The organism is Pseudomonas weihenstephanensis (genome assembly GCF_016812185.1).
Lineage (GTDB): Bacteria > Pseudomonadota > Gammaproteobacteria > Pseudomonadales > Pseudomonadaceae > Aquipseudomonas > Aquipseudomonas weihenstephanensis.
On sequence record NZ_JAAEBV010000001.1, the window covers coordinates 85,694 to 105,552 of the forward strand.

Below are 19,859 nucleotides of genomic sequence, written 5' to 3' on the forward strand. Positions count from 1 at the left end.
TCCTCCTTTAGAAACGAGAAAGGGCCCCGAAGGACCCTTATGGTTTAGTGACATTCGCGCCAAGTCGGCCCGGTCTTCCCGTCTGTATCGAGGGGGCACCGGAACTCAAAGACTTCAGCTACGTGTTGAATTGCTTGCTTGGATACGCCCAGAATCAGCTCAGCAATTGCTGGGGTTCGTGCGGCAATTTGGAGTTCGTCGTGGACCCAAGCCATGAAACAGAAGTCGCCGTCCCAACCATGGGTCAGGCCATGCTCTTCCATCAAAATCCGCTCAACCTCAACTACCCAGGCTTTGCAGACCAACGCGCCGGCACTCTGTAGGAGAGTGTTAAGGGCGCTGTGTGGGGAACGAACGTGAATCTTTCGACCGTCGAGGCCCTTGATCCAACGGCGCTTCCATTTGATGTCGAATTTGCGAAGCGCCTGGTTCCACTTCTGGTCCGCAATAAGGGAGTCTTCGAGGGCCGCTCTGAGGTCCGCAATAACTGGCGTACCGTCAAGAAAAGCTTTCTTCAGCTCCTTACCGCGCTTCGCACCGCCACCGACAATTGAGCCGATCTTGGCGTCACCAGCACCGTAGAGAAACGCATAGATGAAGGTCTTTGCGTTACCACGCCAAGCCTCATGGGCATCGTTGTGTTTGTCCCGGACGGTCCCGGCAGGAATCAAGCCAGCGGCCAAGCCGTTAGCCCAATGCACATCGCCGTTCAGAACCGTATCGGCATACGCGCCGTTATCGAAGCGAGCCCCGAAGTGGCCCAGGCAGCGAAGCTCAAGACCCGAGGCATCGACGCCAACCTGTACGCAGTTCTCCCAGCCCGGTAAGTGCCTCGCCAAGATCGCCCCGAAGAGCGAACGACATTCAGGCCCATACGGGGAACTCGAAGAAGGCACTTGGCCCATGTTCGGATAGCTGTGAGTAGCTCGCCCGGTCACCGCCCCGTTAGGGTTGATAGAGCCGTGCATGAACCCATCAGAACCGACAAGGCGCATCCAGGCGTTATCCCCTTCCGCAAGCATCCCGATACGCTTCTGAATCATCAGATAGTCACGTACCAGTGCAATGCAGGATTGGGCCTCAGGGTCATCGACATGGACCCCTTCGAGGGTCTCGTCATCGACCTTAGGGGCGCCCTTCTCGGTGAACTCGGTGGGTTCCCAACCGGCAATCTTCAGGACCCGGATCAGATGCTTACCGGACGCAGGGTTGAAGGTGATGAACTCGACCGGGGTATACGGGGCACCCTCAAAGGTTTCCCGCTTGTCCTTCCGCTTACCGTCCTTGGTGTAGACACCACCGACCTTTGGGTACTTGACCCGAGGCATCACACGACCATCCGACCAAAACTCAATCGGCTTCCGTGTGACTGGGTGGCGGAATTGCTCAGTGCCGCCCTTGGGCTCGTACCAACTCCCGAAGGTCTTAATGAGCTTCACGAGCAAGTCAGAGCGTTGGCCCGCAAGGTCCGCGTAGAGTCGTTCGGCTGCGTCCTGGTCAAATGGGAAGCCATTACGCTCCATCTGTGCCAGCGTCCAGGCCACCTCATGCTCCAAGTGGACTGCCTTAATCGACTTCATCCAGTGTTCGCCATTAGGGGCGAGACCACCTGGGAAGTAGTAAGGGTCAGACATGATCTTGGTGACGAGCTTGGAGGTAACCACAACGTCCTGAACGCAGTAAGCCTGCATCTCAGGGGACCACTTGGCCCACTCCATGCCCTTCACATAAGGGATTCCCTCTCGGGCGCACATGGCTACGAAGTCGTTCTTGTATTCCCCCTTCATCTCGCCCAGGCGGTAACCCCAGGCTTCCAAGGCATGAGAGCCAAAACGGGAACCTGGGAGCTTTCCTGTGCGCAGAAGCCCCGCGTCAATGTCTCGAATATTTGCGTAGATCAGCCGCGACAGGACAAGGGTGTCCATTACGCGCTTGCGGGGGATGTTCAGGCGCTTACCGAAGTACAGGCGCTTCAGTTTATCGAGGGCGGGAATGTCGTACTTGATACCGTTATGAAAAACGATAAGGCCGTTAGGTTTGGCCGCTTCAGCTTCAAGCTGTTTAATGTATTCGCCCAGTTGATCAGGGCCATACTCGAAGGTCTCACCTGTGAAGTAGTCTTGAGAAACACCGCAGTGAAACTTAGAAACATCCTCAAGGAGACCATCTGTTTCAATGTCAGATGTGAGCAATAGCCCTCCCATTAAGTTAATCGGATATAGAACTCTCCTTTGGTTGGTGTAACGGTTACTGAAAGGTCCCCAATTACGGAGACCCTTGGATAACAGTTAAATCAACGCAGACAGCTTCTCAGCCTTAACGGCCAGCTCGTTGGATTCACGCAGTTGTGCGGCGGCAGCCGAATTAGCCTCACGGGCAGCCTTGAAGAGAGCGGTTGCTTTCGCGTCGGCCTTCTTCGAAGACTTCAACAAGGCGGCTTGCAGTTTGGTCAGGGCGAAGGTGTACAGTTTTACGATAGTCATAGTTGTTTCTCCTTTAATAGTCTGCGTTCTGGTCCACTTGTCCGGCCCAGGTGTTTTCGGTAGAGGAATCGTCGTCACCTTCAGGCTTCCAGCCATCCGGTGTTTCGTCGAGCCAACCCGTTTCTTTGTTGTAAATCAGATATCCAGCCACGCCGGTCTCCCCAGTAAAACGACACTTCAATACGCGGATAGTGACCACGTTAGGAAAGTCGCCTTGCTGGTTACGCTCCAGGGCGATAATGGTGTCTGATAGTTGGCGTAAAGAGCCGGAACCACGGAGGTCCGTGATAGATACTGGGCGCCCCTCTTCGTGGGCCTTCCCTTTCTCTGGGTTCTTCAAGTGGCAAATGACCACCATCAGAATGTCATTGGTCTTAGCGAAGGTCTTCAACTTGGTCATAAGACGGTCAATGGTCTTACGCTCGTCGCTGTTATCTTCCATGCCGGAAACAACGATAGAGATATGGTCAAGGACGATTACTTTGCAGCCCTGGCCCTTCACCATGTAATGCAGCTTTGATAACAAGCGGTCTTCTACGGATTCCGCAAAGGAGTCATACAGAAACAGCTTGTCGTGTTCAAAGATCGTATCAAAGGCTTTATCAAACTCTTCCTCGGTGGTCCCTTCGGGGTCCTGGCGATAACGTCTGCGCATATGGAGGCCCACGAGGTCCTCTACGGTTTCCTCTACGGACTCTTCGAGCATTGCTACGCCGGTCGGCAGACCTGAGTTATGAAACCAGTTGTAGACGTTCTGCCGGACCCAAGTGGATTTCCCCATGCCAGACCCAGAGGTCACCATGAGTACCTCACCGGCCCGTGCGTTCTTGGTCTTACGGCGCATCTCAGCGGGGCCCATCAGCGGAATCTGTGGGATTTCCTGCTTATTCTTGATGCGCTCTTTGAGGGATTTCGCGGAGACCACACCGTCAGGGACGAAGGGGGCAGCGTTCCAGATGGCGTCAGTGACAGCCTTGGCTTGTCCTTGCTGAATACACTCATTGGCATCCTTCAAGGGCAATACGGCAATCTTGACCTTGCCTGCGGGCAGGACCTCAGCGGCTTCCATTGCTGCCTTGCGCCCAGGCTCGTCCATATCGAACATCAATACGATTTCGTCGAAGGTGTCGAAGTACTCGTAGTTACGGGCACAGGACTTACGGGCAGCGGCTGCACCAGTCGGAATGGACACCACTGGGTACTTACCACCTTGCAACTGAGCTACAGAAAGGCAGTCAATCTCACCTTCCGTTACGACGATCTTTCGGCCGCCAGACCACAGGTGCTTACCAAAGAGGCAGTCCACTCCATGCTTGCCAGTTGACGAAAAGTTCTTGTCCTCGTCGCGTATCTTCTGACCCACGAGATTCCCGTGTTCGTCGCGGTAGTCCGCTACCTGTATCCACTTGCCGTTACGCTTGCCGACCCAGTACCCGTACTGTTTACACACGGCAGACTGTAGGAATCGTTTTGGCAAATCGACGTAGCGGCCCTGGTGGTCGCCAAGGGACAACGTACCGTCAGCCCTCAGGGTCTTAGCGCGCTCACCAGATACATCGCCGTTGGCCCCGGTGCGGTGATTACAGACGAAGCAATAGGTGTGACCATCAGAATAAGTTGCGCATCCATCCGAAGAACCACAGTCGTCCTGATCACAAGGCCCCTTATGAAGCAGCTCGCTTTCTGGGTAGTCCTCAGAACGCTCCATCAGGGCCGCCCACAGGGACCTCGACGGCCTCGCCAGTAGCTCGGCGATACGACAGGTCTAACCACTTAACTTGCATCTTGTCGTGGCGCTCTTTGGTGTAATCCTTGCGGACAGGGACCAAGGTGGACCAGTGACGCGCACCAACGAAGCGGACATGAGCGCCGTCAATACCGTGATGAATGCCCGAGATGATGAATTGGTTCAGGTTGAAGTCGAACGAGTCGACCGCATCCATTACGTCATCACAGTCATACACGCAGATATCAATATCGGTGCCCACCAACTTATAACCGCCCAAGAGGCGATCAGTGGCCGCGCCGTTGTAGATATGAAAACCTACGGAAACGATGCCAACCTTTTCGAGAATCTCGGCTGCTGTCGCCATTGAGATTCCTGCAATAATTACGTCGATATCTTTGGGACGAACACCGAAATAAATATCACGAGCCGCACCACCTGCAATAATAGCCGGGACGCCTTCCTTCTGAAACATCTCAACGATATCGAAAGCTCCTTGCATAGTTGCCCGATTTACAGACATAGAAAATCCTCCTAAGTCAATAGAATGAGTTTTAAGCGAGCCAATACGGCCCGCCTAAAGTTGTGTGTTAGTTCTTGATACGGGTCTTAAGCCAAGAGGCCACGTCAAAGGACGGGCAGGCTTTACCGCTGTCGAGGTCCCGGTGTCCGCATATACGCGCCTCGGGATACCAGACCGTGGACGCTTCCCAGACAAGACCATCAAGGGCCGTCCACTGTGCGTCCGTAAAGTTATCTTCAGGTTTCCCCGAAGTGTCGATACCACCTACGAGGCAGATACCGAGAGATTCTGAGTTATGGCCTTTTACATGGGACCCGACAACATCGCGGGGCCTCCCTTCTTCCACTTGACCATCTCGACGGATAATGAAGTGATAGCCAACATCGAGCCAACCTTGTTGCACATGCCATTGCCGAATTTCACGAAGGCCGATATCCATAGTCGGCTTAGTTGCAGCACAGTGGATAACAATCAGGTTCGTTTTAGTCCTCTTGTTGAATTGAACTTTAGCCATATGATTACTTGGTCCCCTTTGGTATTAGGACCCCTTCCGGGATTACCTTTCGCTTCTCCTTCATCCAAGCCAGTGGAACCAGCCTGTCTGCGTATTGAATGCCGTGTTTCTCACACCACGCCCCATAAGTCGTAGGCGAGCCCTTGTAGAGTCTCGATTTTGACGAAGAGAACACTAAGCGTATGTCGAGGTCAGGGTATTGCTCACGCAACAGCAGGTGCTTAGCGCGGTCGTCAACCTCCCAGATTCCTTTACATTCGATAATGATCCCGTTCGCCAGGATGAAGTCGGGCAGATACTTTGCGGCTCGTTCTGGAATCGTGTACTTGATCCAGTGTTGCTCAAAGCTGTATTCAACCTTGTTCTTGTCGAGATGCTCGCTGTTCTTCTCTTCGAGACCTGAGCGGAAGACCTCAGAGGTTCTCCGTGGTCCCGTGTAGCGACCGAAGGCCACCTTTAGAAGTCGCCGCCGTATTGGGAATCATCAGCTTCAGCTTCTTCGCCCTGGCCTTGATCAGCATCGGACCAGCCTGCTTCCTGGCGATTCTCTTCGGCTACGTAGCCCTCTTCAGCTTCGTCGCCCCATTCATCATCACCACCGCCGAACTCAACGAGTTTCAGCAGCATCACGGAGTCCAACTGAAGCTTGACGGACGCACCGGCCACAGCCGAGAAGCCGTAGGCGAACATGGAGAAACGGGCTTTCAACTCGGAACCGCCAGAGATGGCAGGAACGTTGTCAATACGTTTGCCCTTGGAGTCCACGACCTTCAGGACCAGGGGTTTCAGCTCTTCGGTTTTCTTGTCCACGTAGGAGGCGTAAGAGCTGAACTTGAAAGTCACAGTACCGTCATCGTTGACGAAATACGGCATGTTGCCCTCGTAGGGTTCTTGCAGCTTTTTGCCGCGACCGAGCTTAGCCATCAGGCCTGGACGATCTGCTTCAAATTGCTCGCAGATAGCCGCGTAGTTCGCCTCGTGAAGCTTGTTGATCTTGTTGATCAGCGCTTGGGCGTCCTTGCTTGGGACAGTGAGGTCAACTTTGTAAACGCCGCGTGGATTGCCGAAACCCTTTTCAGGATTGCCGTAGTCCGGCTTTTGAATCGAGCAATATGGTTCAGCGGTGCCACGAGGGGTAAACATGAATTCTTTCTTAATAGCCACGAAAAATGCTCCTTTGGTTAGGTGATTGGTTTCCTTTCGGGTTGTGTTGCTAACAGTGAGGGGTTTTAAGAGAACTTAGGCCGTACAACAAACACGGAAGTCTCTTGGAGTTCTTCACGGCTAATTGCCATTGAGACCTCTTGGGCTGGGCTCTTACGGATGGACCGATAGACCGAATACACGACCGACTTGAAGTGGTCCCGTAGGAACTTCTTATCGAATCGCCAAACGTCATGTTTGAAGTGTGCAGCCTCCGACCCTTGGGACAGTTCCAGTAGGGTCAGCTCGACAAGCTCTTGCTGTGGCTCGGTCATAACACGTTCGTAAAGAACCCCGGCAAGACCGGATTGTTTGACGTGGCTGAAGTTGTTCAGGTGAAGGAAGCCATCAGGCTTGGCACGGCCATTACCGTGTGAACGCCTCACTGAGTCACCATGAAACGGGAAGTGTCTGGCGCAACGGCTGGGCGAATGCGAGTGACCTTAGCTTGAGTAAACATAGTTTCGGTCTGAGCCCATGCGGCATCAAGGCTCACCGCGTAGACGGTTACTTCGTCGACATGATCGTCAATCTGTACGGTTGCTTTAAAAGCCTTCTTTGCGTGTTCCATTAGTTCAAAACTCCTTGTGCTTTAAGTTGGTCGAGCATTGCCCACGGTTCGCCCAGTCGATTCACTACGAGAGCGTCGAAGGGGTGCGCCATCAGGGCTATGTCAGAGATGTGATAAGGCTGGTCGTCGACGCCTGGAATGAACCAGTCACGAACTATTCGAATCGTCTTAACGTCAGGTGCGTACAGAAGGCCCTTGTATTCGTTGGGCATACGCATATCAGTGACGACAACGTGGTCATAGGAAGAGTCTTCGAGACCCTGGCGTACCTCACGCATGCCGAGGTCAAACCAAACGTCAGGCTTACCGAGATATTCACGGTGGTATTGAGTCCCGAAGGTCTGCAAGTGCCAGCGCAAGGACTTAGGTGCGGATGGCTCTTCCCAGTAAGTTGTACGTAGCCAATGCTGGTAGGAACTGGGTGCAATCTGGGAGATACCGAGGCAGCTTTGGGGCTTGTCCTTAATGGACTTGTGCATGTCCCGCTGATACGCGGTCGCAAGCTCGCCAGGGCCACCCGCAAGAACCTGGGCGCACATCTCTTTAAGAACATCAGCGAAGGCCACGCGGAAAACCTTACGGCCCTCAGCTTCCAACAGACCTATAAGGGTGTCTTTGCCGGACTTCCCCCGGATGCTGTTCAGAGCCAGAAGGTCAGTCATTGACGATTTCCTTAAGGCGTTTGATGATCAACGCGCAGCGCGGCCAGTTACCGGCATACGGGGCCAGCTTCAAACGGCCCACCTTGCGGGCAGTCTCACAAACACCTTTGGTGACAATGAAAGTGTCGCCGTCTGTTTGGTCCTTCAGGACCGCGTTGAATGGCTTCAGGGAAACGTGGTTAATCGCTCGGTTAATGCGAACGGTGTAAGCCAGCTTCGGAACGCCTTTGTTGTGGTGCAAGAATGTTTCGGCCACGAGGGGACCTCCTTTGGTTAGGTGATTGGGTATTCCATTGAGTGATTAGCTATTGCGGGAGAGGCTTACTCTTTGATCTTGGGGTCTGAGATGCCCCGGAAAGAGTCGAAACTTGGGTGACGGAGCGAGCCGTTTTCGTAGCGCTCCATAAAGGTGACCTTGCAGGTCCAGCCCTCGAAAGGGTTCACACGGCCACCACTGTTAGCAAACTCCGCGACAGCAACCGCATTAGTGAACTCTTCCATTTGCGCCTGACTGATCTTGCAGGCATTGACGACATGGCCGGACTCAAGGAGAACCTCAAAGCCAATCACCTTGCCTTCGTTAGCCTTGCCTTCAGTGCCCCAGACCAGACCAACAACCTTGCCGTCTTCGTTGTCCTTCGGAACCACCTTCCACATACCGGCTTGCTTCGACCGTTTGTAGAAACCGTTTGGGTCCTTGGCTACAACGCCCTCACCCCGCTCACCACGTATTTTCTCGTTGAACAGATGCAGCTCTTCGAGACTGAACACGTCGACGCTCTCAACGACTTCCCACTGAATCTCAGGGAACCGCTTCTGCAAGAGGGACACTTGGTATTCAACGTGGTATTTCATGACGCTGTGAGAGACCTCATAGGCTTCTCCGGTCAGTACTACATCGAGCGGGACGATTCCGAACACAACTACCTTCAGGCGGCTAACGTGCATCTTGCCTGCCCTGATCGGATCGCGACGCAAAGAGCCCGCGGTATCCTTGCAGGCCATCGGCTTGCCCAAATGGTCCAGTACGATCAACTCGGCGTCCAACATGAAGCCATCGGGGAACAAGGCGGCATCCCCGTAGTACGGGTTAAAGAACGTGTCCCAACGGTCATCACGAGCCAGTGGGGAACCTGAAAGACGCGGGAAACGCTTACCTTCACGGCTGAGCCATTCAGTGTGATGTTTGCCTGTAAAAATCGAGGGCTGAACGATCAGATTCAGGCGGACCCCATCTTCTTTCTTGTCGGCAATCAAATAGCTTTCGTCGAGAACCGCTTGCAACTGTGCCTCGTTGTAATCAACTGGGCGGTGTGGCTTGGTCGCCAGGATTACAGCTTCTACTTTGGACATCAGTTGGTCTCCTTGAGGGATTTAAGGCGGTCGTTAACGAGGCGGCGAAGGGTTTCACCAATGGCGTCCTCTTCTTGTTTACGCAGTACTTCAAGGCGCTGAGCCGAAGACCCCGAGAGGCACTTGAGGTGCATCAGCGCGAACTGATCAATAGCCTTTCGGGCGACAGTTCCACCTACACGGGACTCAATACAAAACGTCCGGTGATCCAGGCGAAACGCTACGACGCTATAGGTAATGGAGTCGCTCATTCGGCAGCCTCCCACTCAGTACGGCCACCACGTTGGGTCTTGTTACGCTTGCCTTTCTTCGCACGGACTTGTTCCATCTCGTCAGCGTTACGGCGGACTTTGCGAGGGTTCTTTTCAAAGGTCATTGCAGCGTTCATTCGGTTCTCCTAAAGGGATTTGGTTGGTATTTCTAAAAGTGAGGGTTTTTAAATTTCAGGCAGCAAAAAGGCGCCCTTAGGCGCCCTCTTGGGTGTTGCAGCGGTTAGGCAAATGCAAAGTCGGATTCGAGAATCTGAGTGATATCCAGGGAACCCTGTGCAGGAACCTCGGGCATATCGCTTAGCTGGGTCTCGTGGAGCTGCTCAAGGAATTGATCCCGGAAATCAGCGAGGACGTTTGTAGCGTCGTAGGTCTCAACCATTGTTTCGCGGACGGCCCGGAACATTGCACCGGCCTTCGCTGGGATGGTCCCGAAGCTGTCGTGAATCAAACTGAAGAAGGTCACCCCGTAAGCCTCAGAGGCTTTCACTACGGTCTTCCGCAAGTGGCTACCGTCTTGGCTGTGTACGAAGTTCGGAGAGATGCCCGATTGCTGCTTCAGGCCGTCAATGACATTACTGTCGCGGACGTTGATTGTCGTTTGGAGACGCATGGACCCCAGAAACGTCAGGTCAATTCGGCGCTGTTCAGGCTTCATATACTCTTGCCACACCGGGAAACCATCAGGGGTTACCCAGAAGACAGGCATGCACGGCTTGAGCTGTTCACCGGACTCCTTGCAGACCACTTCTTTAGCCAGGTGCTTAGCGGCCACTTGTAGCCACTTCATCGCCTCAACGGCCTTTACTACGGTGACCCCTACGGCTTCCCAAATGAGGTTGGCCATGTACCGCGCACACTGCTGAACGTTGGCGAAGAACTCTTGACCCACTCCCCGATCCATTGCCGGATTGATGATGTCGCTAATGAGTTGTTCGGAGAACCCGAAGGCTTTTGAGCCATACGCCAGGGTCATTACGGAACGCTTGGTAACTGAACGAGTAACCCCGTAGCCGAGCCATCCAGCGGCCATGCCACGAGTGCCAAGAATCCGCTTCTCAGCTATCTCCCCGGTCTTCTTGTTCGCTACGGTTTCCGTTGAATCGTCGGAGCCTTCTGCAAGGTCTCGTGCCAGCGCTTCATTAACGCGGTCTGCGACAAGCTTGTAGATGTCCTGCACGGTTTCGGAGGGCACGAGATTGACCGCACGACCACCACGTTCATCTCGAAGCATTGCGCTGAAGTGTTGAATCCCAGAACACGAGCCATCGAAGGCGATAGGTAGAGCGGAAAGGTGCTGTGCGCCGTTCTGTTTGACCCCTTCCCACTCAAAGCAGAAAGCGAGGAAGCAGAATGGCGAATCCATTGAGGTCCACTCAGTGTTATTGAGGGGATCGGCGGCGCATCCGAGGATAAGCTCTTCATTGTCTTTCACCCATTGTTTACGTTGATCGAAAGCGACCTTATCGACCCCAGCGCAGTTCGCGCCGTGGATCATTAGCCACTCAATGCCCTCTTCGCCTACAGGTTCCGCGATAGATGCCTGCAAGAGCCCTTTGGTCATGTCGTTACCCTGCGGGTTGAACACAGGGATCGCGTACACCCGGCCGCGCCAGTCCAAGTTGTAAGGAAAATAGATGGACTCGAAAGCGGAGAACTTCGTAGCCTGCTCCAAAGCAAACTCATAGCCCAAGCGGCGCGATACTCGTGCCTTGTCGCGGCGATAAACCGTTGCAGCTTCGCGCTTCCAGGTCTTCAACAGCTCCGCGTCTTCTTCCATGCCTTCCGGCTTGGTAGGGAGTTCCTCACGTTCAGCTAAAGGGAAGCCGTCGATAGGCACGTGTTTCCAAGTCATCACCGCGTTAGCGACGTCGAGGACCTTAGTGTTGATGCTCCATGCGGTCTGCTGGGCCAGGTTAACGGCCTTATAAACCTCAGGCATGTACACATCACGGTAACGGTTGAGTGCCTTCTTAGAGCGGACTCGAATCAGCGGCATAGGCTTACGGCCTTTCGCCCAATAACCACCACCAACCATCTGCGTCCACTCACGGGGTGGAACAATCATGGGCTGATGTTGTGGCGATACGCCTGCAAGAGAGAACGCACGGTCGCACAGCTTGTTAGCCCACTCGGGATGCAAATAGACGTATTCACCGTCCTTAGCTTTGATCCCCGCAAACTCCCGCTTAACTTCGACCAACTGAGTCGATTCAATGAGAAGCTCCAGCAGGCGAATACCCATGTGATAGGTCACATCATTATCAAGCGTGTCCCACTTCACCCAAGCGGAAGTAAGTTGTTCAGCGTCCAGCATGTGGCCTTCGACCTTCTCCATAAACTTGACCTTGTAGGTATAAGCATTACGAGTATCGAGGGCCTTTTTAACGTGTTTATTGAAATGGGCGGCTTCTTGGGTACGGATGCGGCCAAAGCGTGCCTCTTCCTCTAAACACTGGCCAATCCTTACGGCGACTTGCTGAATAGTTTTAACCATTGGCTTAGCCAAGTCACCGAGAACAATCTTAATCGTTACTGCCGCGACGGCCTCAGGGCTCATTTGCAGGAAATAGGAAAGACCCACATGCTTACGCCGAACCTTGTTAACTTGATGGTCTATCCACGCTTCATAGGCTTCGACCAACTTAGGGACCAAGTGAGCAAGCACCGGCTTAGCAGTCGCGTTATCTGCAAACTCTCCGCGTTCAATCTGGCGTTCCAGTTGCTTATTAAAACGCTCTTCACCAAGCGTATAAGCTTCATGTTCAAGGCTCAGTTGGGCCGCCGCAAGCTCGTCGCCGTACATTCCTGCGAGAGTCTCAAAGGCCCACGAAGATTCGCTTTGGATGTCGCTAAAGTCGTGCTTAGTTACTTTAATATTGCTTTTTACGGACATGATTATCCCTTGGATGCTCTTTAAGAGCCCAATAAGTTGTTGGCTGGTAGTTGGGTTATTTACTAAATCGAGGGCGTAGAGGGCCCTTAGAGGTATCTCTAAGATTTCTTTGTGATGGTCTTAAATAATCTCTAAGGGAGGCTCGGAGAGTTACTGCTAACAGTGAGGGTTTTTAAGCCTACTGGCCGATTCTCACACCGAAGTAGCTTCGACACGGCCTGTTATTTCTCTTATTAGGTAAACAAACTCCTTGACATCGCTTTTGCCGCATTCGTGAGGCGCACACTCTTGAATGATCGTAAGGAAGTCGCCATCTGCGCGATACCAAAGAGCTGTTACTGTCCGGCCACAGGGGCCAAGTCCTAACGAGAACTCACAGCGCTCGACACGAAACCGATAATCACCGTCGCAAACACTGAAACGCGGAACCGTCGCCAAGAAGCGGAGACTACTTACTGGCTTGCCAAATGATGGCACTTTGATACTCTTGGTTTTTGTCGCTGTTTGTTCCTCTCTTAGTTGGGTGTTGTACAGCTCCGTCAACCCGAAAGGAATCGGTGCAAATAAAGGGGTCATTTAACTTCGCCCCAATGAACCAAAAGATTTCTTTCACCGCTCGTCACGGGCAAGCCGTAATGACGCATGGACTTACCGTTGAAGAACATTGCGTGTCCCACTGGAAGTTGAGGGACCACTACAGACTTGGAGAACGGACCAAGATGCACCTTTGTGCCCCCGCCTATATGGTCATTAGTTAGAGCTACAACCATCGTTACATCCGAATCGTTATCCGCGTGCCAGTGCCCCCCAGGCGTATTCTCAGGGGTGTACTTAGCGGCCTGAATAGTCCGCAACTTGTGCGGGTCTTGCCCGAACAAAACCTTGGCGAGAGTGATCCCAGCGTCATGCCACAAGGCCCTCAAGCATTCGTGAAGCGACGGGCAGTGATGCGCAAAGACCAGCTCGGGAATCTGGGCCTCTTCGGGCTCCGCCTCGTTTACCACGTAGTTCATACAATCGAGTTCCAGCATGAGGTCCTTGCAGAACTCAGGGGCCAGGTAAGGGAACGAGAAGACGCCGGGGGCATGCTGCGTGATTGGGCGAAGTGCATCACTCCAGTCACTTGCAAGTGCGTAATCCTCAGCCGACACCGGGTTTACACCTTCTGCGTACTCGGCCATTTCCTTAAGAACATCCAAATTCTTCCGCAAACGACTTGCGTATTTATCCATGCTTGGAATTGCTGTTAACGGTTTCGATAAAACGTGTGTCATTACTTCAAGACTCCGATAAGGGTTACGTATTGGGATGCTTCGGGGCTCAACTTGTAGGGCACCGCCTCAATAGTCTTCAACTTCCCGCCCCCGTTACGCTTGACTGCTATCTCACCGTCTTTCGGATAAACCGTAATGACGGTCTTACCGAAGCCGAACAGGCTTTTCTTAAAGCTCGCAAAGAAATACTTACCGGCGCCGGTACGGATAATATGAGTTGCACCCATTTGTTTTGCGCGAGCATGCAAACGAACACGCTTCGCCGCAGTGTTGACCCTTGCGGTGCGTTCGCGCTCAAGTCGTACAGCGGCCCTTTCTACTTGTTCCTTTTTCCAGGCCTCACGTTTCTCAATGGTCACAGCCGGGTGCTCAAGAAGTTCATATACGGCCTTCAACAAGGCAGCGAAACGAATTTCCAAAGGGCGGGACCAGTGGAACCAAGAGGACTGCGCGATAATGTCGCCTACTTCCTGACCGTTATATGCGAGGAACTGCAAGTTCTGCTTACCGCCCTGCTCCTTGATGTCCACACGAAGCCAGCGCTTCCGGTTGCGATTCTCCAAGTACTGCTCAGCACCTGTAGTTAGTACGTCATCGACAGCTTTAAGAATCTTCGAGGCGAGCGAATCCGACGCGAACGCCGTCACGTTGAGTTTGGTCAACATTTGTAGTTACCTTCTAATGTCTAAGTAGAGTGAACTGGCGCCCCAAAGGGCTACCGTTAAGAGGAATAGTGATACTTCGAAAATGGTTTACCTTTCCTTTATATCCGGCTTCAACCTGGAACCGCCTTTCTGGTGCCTATAAGGCTGTCGGTTGGGCCTCGGTGACGCTTTGCTGAGGGTTTCTAACAGTGAGGGTTTTTAGCCTGGGATCGTCCGTGACTCCCAAGGGGCCGCCACAATAGGGCCCCAAACACTGTATTTCCATCCACGTTTATGCATTTATGCATATTCGATGCATTAGAGCATTTGTCCTACGACCCACTACTAAAGGTGGCTGCGGCTTACTGAGTTTCCTTTCCGCTTGCGCCCAGGTACGAGCGCAGCTCTTGAGGTAGCCCAAGCTGTTATCGCGGTACACATGGCCGCACGGCGCCTTCATGGAATAGTTCGTCCAGCATTCACCCAAAGGGGTTTAGGAGAACTCGAATGCGTAGCCGCTATGACTGGCAGTGATCCCTTCAGGGGCTGCTTTGAGGTCCGCTACGGTGAAGCTGCGAAGGTTGTGCATGAGCTTGAAATCTCGGTCTGGGGGGGTGTGCGCATTTAATGCGTATATCTATTTAAAGCCTTGCTCAGAACTGCACTGAGGTCGCCTAATCTACGCACAAGATGCGTATATGTCAACGCGAAGACGAAAAAAAAACCCGGCGAATCCTTAGGGACTCAACCGGGCTTCAGTGTGGCGCTATCAGTAAAGAGGATTCTGCTTCAGCAGCGTCATTAGGGAGCGGCGTGTTTCAATGTGAGAGACCTTCAGGGACATCGCAAGGCACAGCCAAGACCCAAAATATATGCAGTCCTGATTTCTCCCGTAGGCATCCTTATACTGACCATGATGGGCTACAGCCGTACTGCCAGCAAACCAAAAACCAGCAGGCTTTTCGACAAGAACACCAGCCTCGGATAGCTCAGCCAATGCAGCTCGAAAAGTCCTTATCAAGTCAGCGTGAGACCTGGGGCGAGTTGTCACCGGCCCCATTTGGAGAATCTCGTAGGTGGTCGTGAATAGTTTTGGTGATTCCATGAATCAAAATCCTAATAGAGCCGTCACCTTTGGGAACGCTTGGACAAGCTTAACGATCCCGTAGAGAACAGCGGCACTGACGACCCACGCGGCGACTGTTAACGCTCGGTCCATGGGTCAATCCTTGTGAAGAGTGAAGGCCGTAGCGGTCCCGCCCAGGACGTACCAGCAGTTACGGTTAAGGCCGGAATCCTTCGATATGGCTACACCTGTAATGCCGTCTGCACCCTGTGCGTATGCTGCAATCTTCAAGTCAGTCAAAACTGTGGATTCTTCCGGGGCTTGCTCAACGAAGCTCCTATGACAGCGACCGGCTGAAACCTTGCTCACTACTTCCGCGCCTGCTGGGAGAGCGTCGTAAACCTTCACCGTCCGAACCGCTTCACGCTGGTCCTTGAGGCTCGTGTAGGACTGATCGTTGCCTACCTGAAGATTAGAAGAGTGACTACTACAGCCCATTACAAGGCCACAAAGTAAAGCAAGGACAACACAACGCATCAGTGGGACTCCAATCAAGAAGCCCCAATGATACCGTTAGCGGCCCATCCGAGCGACCTAAGCCGTTCTGACTTCGTTGAGTAACTCAGGATGTCGGTCGAGTACCTTGAGAAGCTTAATGAGTGCCAGCGGTGGTTTAGTCTTACCGTTCTCATAGCGCGAGAAGGCATTAACTCCTCCCCCGAATATCTCGGCGGCTTCCCGTTGGTCCAAGTCGAGTTTCTTCCGTACCTTCGTGATGTAGCCAGGGTCTACGAGGTCCGCATTGGTCCGCTTGGAAAACGCACGCATCTCCTTCATGACCCGATCTGATTCCGCAAGGTCCAAGACCGACTCAGAGCAAGACGGGCAGAAATCACCCGTCACGTTCTTAATCAATGTGGTTTCGCCCTTGTACGTATAGGGCACATCGCGGGTGTCATGGACCAAACCCGCAGCGCCGCAAACAGGACATTTCATGTTCAAAGCTCCTTGAAGGACACGATTAGCACGTCTTCGATAACCGTGAGTTTCAGGTACACATTACCCGCCTTCGTGTGAGGCCTATACACGTCTTGCCATATCGTGTGGTCGGCGTAGGTGGTCATGCTCTTATAAAAATCCATTGGTTGAAGGCCCATTACCACGGCCAGCATATCGGAAAGGTCAAGGTTAAGTGCATCGGCGCCCACTCGTGCAGAGTTCGTGGTGCGCACCTTCCCAGATTTAATCAGGGCCTTGACGGTTGTTAGCTTGCAGTGGGGTGTCTTCTTCTCCATGACCGAATATTAACCTAATAGGTTTTTATTTGGCAAGTAGGTTAATTCACCTGCACTCCCCCTTGCTCCTAAAGCGACCTTGAGGGCTTCGGCCATGCGTTGCATTTGCACGGACCTCCCTGAGCCATACAGGTCGAACGTGATAGACCCCGAACTATGCCCCAATATTTCCTGAGCGGTGCCCAAAGGAACCTCAGCGGCTTTCAAAGAGCCCGCGACGAAGTGCCGAAGGGAGTGAAACGACAGACCTCCCTTGGTCTGAATGCCGAGTGTCTCTCGAATAAACTTGTTGAGGACCCCGTAGAAGGAACCAAGGGTTCGCTTGAAGAGCTTCCCGTTAGAAGCCTCAGCGAAGGCCTTCAACGCCTCAAGGTCCACCCCGTAGATGTCCACCAAGGGCACCTTACGAATGCTGAATTTGTTCTTAGTACCCTTCCCGTCATTGGTGTTGATGTCCATCACCAACACATTATCAATCTCTACGATGTCCGCCGTAGTGAGCTGATGAATCTCACCAATGCGCGCCCCACTGATAACCCCCAAAGTGACCGCCCAGCGCTTCCAATCATCCGCAGGAAGGCTATTAGCGCACTGAATGAGCTTGGCTATCTGTTCCTGGGAGAACGGTATACGTCCGCTCTCAGCCCCCTTCGTTAGCTGAAGTTTCTTGCCGAAAGCCTGTTTGATATGCCCGTTGTCCACTGCCCAATTTAGGATGGTGGTCATCTGAGTAACGATCTTGTTAACAGTCACGGGCTTACGCCCTTCCTTCAATGTCTCACGGACGCCCACAAGGTCTGCCCTTGAGTGAGTCGCCATGTCCATCTCACCCAGCACCCCTACGAGAATGTCGCAACAAGCCTTCATGCTGCGCATAGACGACGCCTTAACGTCCTCCTTGCGTTCTTCCAAGTAGGTATCTGCGAGAGTCTTGAAGGTAAGCGTCTTGCTGGCTGGAGCTACCCCTACCATGTTCGGAACCGATATTTCCGGTTTCCAATCAGTCCTCCCTTCGCCCTCTCCTAACTCCGCGATGATTGCCAGGATGGGCCCCATATCGCCCTCGTCCCGTCTCTCACCGGCAGTAGTTATCCGTTTGCCATAGGACACAGCTCTGGCCTGATCAATGCTCAGTGGCTCAGTACTGGATATCTCGTTGAGGTCTTTACGAACGTCCCTATAGACCAACCGAGTGTCGCCCAACTGGTCCCACACAGAGCGAGTCTTGAGGATGTCTTTGGCGATGTCTAAGAGGTTCTCTTTGAGGTCTTGCCAGGTAGCGTCGGGTGTATCGAGGTGGAAGGCTCTGAGGGTGCCCAGAAGGTGTGCAGCGGTAGCCAATGCGGATTGCCTGTTGGTTGTCTTGAGGGAGACCGAAAGGGTCTCTTTGGAGCCCATAGGACGGACCCTGAGTGTGTAACGACCTTGGCGCCTATACAGATAGGGACGCGCAAGCTCTAACATTGTTCTAACACTTTGAGGGTGCGTGGCGGTGTTCATCATGGTCAAAGCCCCGGAATCATTGGGTTGACCTCTTGCCGTGCTAAGTAGGCATTCTACTCGCTGTGCAGATTTGCATAAATCAACTCAGCGAGCTTTTTACTGATCCCGGGTGCTTTGGCGATCTCCTCGATGCTTGCACGAGACAGCTCTTGTAATCCACCAAAATGTTTCAATAAATCTCGGCGGCGCGTCGGGCCTACCCCTGCAATGCCTTCCAGCGTGGAGGTTCTACGGGTTTTTCCGCGACGAGCGCGGTGCCCGGTAATGGCAAAACGGTGAGCTTCGTCGCGTATTTGCTGAATCAAATGCAAAGCCGGAGAATCCCCCTTCAGGGTGAAATCGTGAGCTGAATCATTCAGGTACAAGGTTTCGAAACCGGCCTTACGCGTTGTCCCTTTGGCAACACCCAACAAGATGAGGTCGGGAACCGCCAATTCATTCAGCACTTCCCGGGCCATGGACATCTGCCCTTTACCACCGTCGACCAGCAGAATATCCGGCAACTTGCCCTCACCCTCTTTGAGTCGACTAAAGCGGCGCATCAGGGCCTGACGCATGGCGGCGTAGTCATCACCTGCGGTGACGCCCTCAATGTTAAAACGCCTGTAGTCTGACTTGATTGGGCCTTCAGGCCCGAAAACGACGCAAGAGGCAACAGTGGCCTCCCCGCTTGAGTGGCTGATGTCATAGCATTCCAGCCGCTGCGGAATTTCATCCAGCTTGAGCACCTTGGCCAGCGCTTCAAAACGCGCCGCTACATGCTGGCGATTAGCCAAGCGAGCACTCAACGCCTGCTCGGCGTTGGTCACGGCCAATTGTTGCCAGCGCGCACGCGTACCGCGTACTCGATAGCTGATTGCCATTTCCCGCCCGCGCAGCTCCTCTATGGCCGCGCTGATGGCTTCAAAGCTCTCGTGCTCGACGTTCACGATCAATTCGCCTGGCAAGTCACGCTCAGGGCTGCTGATGTAGTACTGCCCAAGAAAGGCCGCCATGACTTCGGCCACCTCCTCCTCAATGCCCACTTGTGGAAAGAAGTTCTTGCTACCCAACACCCGCCCGCCCCGCACATTGATCAAGTGCACGCAGGCACCACCGGGGTTCACAAATGCGGCGATCACATCCACATCGCCATTGCCGCCTTCCATACTTTGCTGGTCCTGGACACGGCGCAACAATGAGATCTGATCGCGTATTTGGGCGGCACGCTCAAAGTCCAAAGTGCTGGCGGCCTGCTCCATGGCACTGTTCAATTCGTCGGTCAGTGCGCTGCTGCGCCCCTCAAGGAACATCACCGAGTGACGCACGTCCTCAGCGTATTCCTGCGGTTCAACCAGGCCGACGCACGGTCCCTTGCAGCGCTTGATCTGATATTGCAGACAAGGCCGGGTTCGATTTTTGAAGTAGCTGTCATCGCATTGACGCACCAGGAAAGTCTTTTGCAAAAGGCTCAAACTTTCTCGAATCGCACCCGCACTGGGATATGGCCCAAAATACTTACCCTTGGGTTTCTTGGCGCCACGGTGAATGCTCAGGCGCGGGTATTGACCATCAGACAGAAATACATAGGGATACGATTTATCGTCACGAAGCAGAATGTTGTACGGCGGACGCCATTCTTTGATCAGCGTCTGTTCAAGCAACAAGGCTTCGGTTTCGTTGGCGGTGATCGTGGTTTCGATCTGAGCGATGCGCGAGACCAGCGCAGCTGTTTTGGGGGCCAGCCCGGTTTTTCGAAAATAGCTGGCCAAACGCTTTTTCAGGTTCTTGGCCTTGCCCACGTAAAGCAGGCGAGCGTCGCGATCGAACATGCGATATACGCCAGGGCGACCGCTGCACGTCGAAAGAAAGGCACTTGAATCAAACACGTCAGTCAT

The 19,859-nt window shown here is 53.4% G+C and carries 21 protein-coding genes; all 21 read right to left on the bottom strand.

Annotated features, from left to right (window positions below):
- Nucleotides 1–44 precede the first annotated feature (44 nt).
- The 21 genes from GYN01_RS00390 to uvrC all read right to left on the bottom strand — a co-directional run bounded on the left by GYN01_RS00390 (nt 45) and on the right by uvrC (nt 19,859).
- Nucleotides 45–2,192 (bottom strand): DNA polymerase, encoded by a 2,148-nt coding sequence (locus GYN01_RS00390; RefSeq protein ID WP_203306413.1) that lies wholly within the window; start codon nt 2,190–2,192, stop codon nt 45–47.
- Between the two features lie 96 nt (nt 2,193–2,288).
- Nucleotides 2,289–2,483 (bottom strand): hypothetical protein, encoded by a 195-nt coding sequence (locus tag GYN01_RS00395; protein ID WP_203306414.1) that lies wholly within the window; start codon nt 2,481–2,483, stop codon nt 2,289–2,291.
- Between the two features lie 13 nt (nt 2,484–2,496).
- Nucleotides 2,497–4,191, bottom strand: coding sequence for a DnaB-like helicase C-terminal domain-containing protein (locus GYN01_RS00400; RefSeq protein WP_203306415.1), 1,695 nt, complete (start codon nt 4,189–4,191; stop codon nt 2,497–2,499).
- Nucleotides 4,178–4,732, bottom strand: coding sequence for a hypothetical protein (locus tag GYN01_RS00405; protein ID WP_203306416.1), 555 nt, complete (start codon nt 4,730–4,732; stop codon nt 4,178–4,180). Before GYN01_RS00405 ends, GYN01_RS00400 begins: the two co-directional genes overlap by 14 nt.
- A 67-nt stretch (nt 4,733–4,799) precedes the next feature.
- On the bottom strand, nt 4,800–5,246 hold the full coding sequence (locus GYN01_RS00410) for a peptidoglycan recognition protein family protein (protein WP_203306417.1): 447 nt from the start codon (nt 5,244–5,246) through the stop codon (nt 4,800–4,802).
- Nucleotides 5,247–5,250: 4 nt separating this feature from the next.
- Nucleotides 5,251–5,700 (bottom strand): endodeoxyribonuclease, encoded by a 450-nt coding sequence (locus GYN01_RS00415; protein WP_203306418.1) that lies wholly within the window; start codon nt 5,698–5,700, stop codon nt 5,251–5,253.
- 2 nt (nt 5,701–5,702) lie between these two features.
- The gene (locus GYN01_RS00420) at nt 5,703–6,410 is read right to left on the bottom strand and encodes a DUF2815 family protein (RefSeq protein WP_203306419.1); all 708 of its coding nucleotides are present in this window, start codon (nt 6,408–6,410) and stop codon (nt 5,703–5,705) included.
- A 421-nt stretch (nt 6,411–6,831) separates the two neighbouring features.
- The gene (locus tag GYN01_RS00425) at nt 6,832–7,020 is read right to left on the bottom strand and encodes a host cell RNA polymerase inhibitor (RefSeq protein ID WP_203306420.1); all 189 of its coding nucleotides are present in this window, start codon (nt 7,018–7,020) and stop codon (nt 6,832–6,834) included.
- Nucleotides 7,020–7,682 carry a nucleoside/nucleotide kinase family protein gene (locus GYN01_RS00430; RefSeq protein ID WP_203306421.1) on the bottom strand — a complete coding sequence of 221 codons (663 nt, stop codon included), beginning with the start codon at nt 7,680–7,682 and terminating at the stop codon, nt 7,020–7,022. The genes GYN01_RS00425 and GYN01_RS00430 overlap by 1 nt, the downstream gene beginning before the upstream one ends.
- Entirely contained in the window at nt 7,675–7,938 is a 264-nt protein-coding gene (locus GYN01_RS00435; protein WP_203306422.1) for a hypothetical protein, read from the bottom strand. The genes GYN01_RS00430 and GYN01_RS00435 overlap by 8 nt, the downstream gene beginning before the upstream one ends.
- Nucleotides 7,939–8,003: 65 nt before the next feature.
- The gene (locus GYN01_RS00440; RefSeq protein WP_203306423.1) at nt 8,004–9,035 is read right to left on the bottom strand and encodes an ATP-dependent DNA ligase; all 1,032 of its coding nucleotides are present in this window, start codon (nt 9,033–9,035) and stop codon (nt 8,004–8,006) included.
- On the bottom strand, nt 9,035–9,286 hold the full coding sequence (locus GYN01_RS00445) for a hypothetical protein (protein ID WP_203306424.1): 252 nt from the start codon (nt 9,284–9,286) through the stop codon (nt 9,035–9,037). Before GYN01_RS00445 ends, GYN01_RS00440 begins: the two co-directional genes overlap by 1 nt.
- Complete coding sequence (locus GYN01_RS00450; protein WP_203306425.1) at nt 9,283–9,423, bottom strand: hypothetical protein; 141 nt, start codon at nt 9,421–9,423, stop codon at nt 9,283–9,285. Before GYN01_RS00450 ends, GYN01_RS00445 begins: the two co-directional genes overlap by 4 nt.
- Before the next feature lie 104 nt (nt 9,424–9,527).
- Nucleotides 9,528–12,200: a DNA-directed RNA polymerase gene (locus tag GYN01_RS00455; RefSeq protein WP_203306426.1), complete on the bottom strand. Its 2,673-nt coding sequence runs from the start codon at nt 12,198–12,200 to the stop codon at nt 9,528–9,530.
- Nucleotides 12,201–12,392: 192 nt separating this feature from the next.
- Nucleotides 12,393–12,776: a hypothetical protein gene (locus GYN01_RS00460; RefSeq protein WP_203306427.1), complete on the bottom strand. Its 384-nt coding sequence runs from the start codon at nt 12,774–12,776 to the stop codon at nt 12,393–12,395.
- Complete coding sequence (locus GYN01_RS00465) at nt 12,773–13,432, bottom strand: 2OG-Fe(II) oxygenase family protein (protein WP_203306428.1); 660 nt, start codon at nt 13,430–13,432, stop codon at nt 12,773–12,775. Before GYN01_RS00465 ends, GYN01_RS00460 begins: the two co-directional genes overlap by 4 nt.
- Before the next feature lie 41 nt (nt 13,433–13,473).
- Nucleotides 13,474–14,139, bottom strand: coding sequence for a hypothetical protein (locus GYN01_RS00470; protein WP_203306429.1), 666 nt, complete (start codon nt 14,137–14,139; stop codon nt 13,474–13,476).
- A 1,639-nt stretch (nt 14,140–15,778) separates the two neighbouring features.
- Nucleotides 15,779–16,180: a type II toxin-antitoxin system MqsA family antitoxin gene (locus GYN01_RS00475; RefSeq protein ID WP_203306430.1), complete on the bottom strand. Its 402-nt coding sequence runs from the start codon at nt 16,178–16,180 to the stop codon at nt 15,779–15,781.
- Between the two features lie 2 nt (nt 16,181–16,182).
- A complete protein-coding gene (locus tag GYN01_RS00480; RefSeq protein ID WP_203306431.1) occupies nt 16,183–16,479 on the bottom strand; it encodes a type II toxin-antitoxin system MqsR family toxin in 297 nt (98 codons plus the stop codon).
- Nucleotides 16,480–16,488: 9 nt separating this feature from the next.
- Nucleotides 16,489–17,877: a site-specific integrase gene (locus tag GYN01_RS00485; protein ID WP_203306432.1), complete on the bottom strand. Its 1,389-nt coding sequence runs from the start codon at nt 17,875–17,877 to the stop codon at nt 16,489–16,491.
- Between the two features lie 158 nt (nt 17,878–18,035).
- The gene (gene uvrC, locus GYN01_RS00490; protein ID WP_048403005.1) at nt 18,036–19,859 is read right to left on the bottom strand and encodes an excinuclease ABC subunit UvrC; all 1,824 of its coding nucleotides are present in this window, start codon (nt 19,857–19,859) and stop codon (nt 18,036–18,038) included.